This is a genomic window from Actinophytocola sp., from assembly GCF_036402745.1.
In the GTDB taxonomy this organism is placed as follows: Bacteria; Actinomycetota; Actinomycetes; order Mycobacteriales; family Pseudonocardiaceae; genus Actinophytocola.
Window position 1 is genome coordinate 1 of the sequence record NZ_DASWSJ010000136.1, and the last position, 1,528, is coordinate 1,528.

Consider the following 1,528-nt stretch of genomic DNA (forward strand, 5'->3'; position numbering starts at 1 on the left):
GGTGATTGCGTCGAGTGGGTGCGGGGCCAACGAGCGACCGGTCTTGCTGGCGGTGCAGCGCGCCCGCAGCGGGCATCTCGAATACGTGTTCAGACAGACAATGGTGCTGGGCATGCGAGTCAGCGACGAGATCGACGCCCCCGCGGCCGGCTGGTGTTCTTCCACGTCAACCCACGCCACCACAGTCTGGCGATCATGGGTATGGCCGGCATGCGTGGGCTGCCAGGGGGCCGGGTGCTCAGCGGCGGAGGAGTGGGAGTGTGAGTCGGCTCGGCTGGTTTGGGCCGTGGTGGACGTGGTTGACGGCGGTGGTCATGTCCTGTTCACGTTCCGTGGCGATCACACCCCCGGTGTTGCTGTTGCGGTCGTAGCGCGGGAAGTTGCTGCTGGAGACTTCCAGGCGGATCCGGTGCCCTGCCAGGAAAACGTTGGACGTCGCGGTGAGGTCGATGGTGATCTCGTAGATCTGGCCAGGGGTCATGAACCGAGCCTGGGCAAGGCTGTCGCGGTAGCGCATGCGTTGGATGCCTTCGCACAGGATGATTGCCCGCCCGTCCGGGTGGACGTCGACCAGTTTGCCGGTGAAGTCGGTGTCCACCGCGGAGGACGACACGAACAGGGTGAGCGTCACTGGGCCGGTCACCTCGACCGGATCAGTGAGCAACGGGGTGGAGAACACCAGCACGTCGCCACGGCTCTCCACCGGCCGCTGGTCGGCGGGGCCGTTGAAGCCACCGAGGTTCAGGTTGACACCTCCGATACTGGGCACCGGGCGGCGTGGGTCGTACAGGAACGTGTCCGGCGCGGCGGCTTCCGGTGGGGACCCGGTGAGGGCGCCGTCGCCATCCGCGGTGTTCGCCCGTCCCGCGCTGGCCAGGTAGTAGTCGGTGTCGGCCGTGTCCGGGAGCGGCCAGTCTTGCTCGTCCCGCCACTGGGCAATGCCCATGACGAAGATTCGCACTGGCGCGGCGCCGTCCAGCGCGTCCTCTCGTCCGCGCAGCCACCGGTCGAAGAACGGCACGAGCGCGTCGGTCAACTGCGCGGCCTGGACACTGGCCGCCAGGCCGAACTGCCGGTCAGGGAACACCGCCTCCATCCGACCGTGGCTCCACGGGCCGATGATCAGGCGCTGTCCCCCGCGTGCCTGCGCCTGCCGCCGTGCCGACGCATCCTCGTGTAGGCGCGCAGGGTCTCGTTGACGAACAGGTCGTACCAGCCGCCGATGTTCAGGGCGGGCGCGGTGATCGTGGAGCAGTCCTCGATGGCGGTCAGGTTCCGCCAATGCTCATCGCGGGCCGGGTGGGACACCATGTCCTCGATCCACGGCAGGAACTTCGACAGCACCGGCTGCTCCGCGACCGGCGTCGACCACATCGCGTCCGAACCGGAGATCACCGCGGTCAGCGCCATGACGTCCGCCGGGTCCCCGCGTCCGGCGGCGAGTTCGCGCCGCAGCACGAACAGCGACTGTTGGGCCGTCCAGCTGATCAGGCAGTCCAGGGACAGCGCTCCACCGGGGGAGTACCAG

At 68.3% G+C, this 1,528-nt stretch carries 2 protein-coding genes; both read right to left on the reverse strand.

Features of this window, described 5'->3' with window-relative positions:
* Positions 1 to 238 precede the first annotated feature (238 nt).
* The gene (locus VGD70_RS13700) at positions 239 to 1,096 is read right to left on the reverse strand and encodes a CocE/NonD family hydrolase (protein ID WP_331081719.1); all 858 of its coding nucleotides are present in this window, start codon (positions 1,094 to 1,096) and stop codon (positions 239 to 241) included.
* A gap of 26 nt (positions 1,097 to 1,122) precedes the next feature.
* On the reverse strand, positions 1,123 to 1,528 hold a 406-nt coding region (locus VGD70_RS13705; protein WP_331081721.1), incomplete at its 5' end, for a CocE/NonD family hydrolase.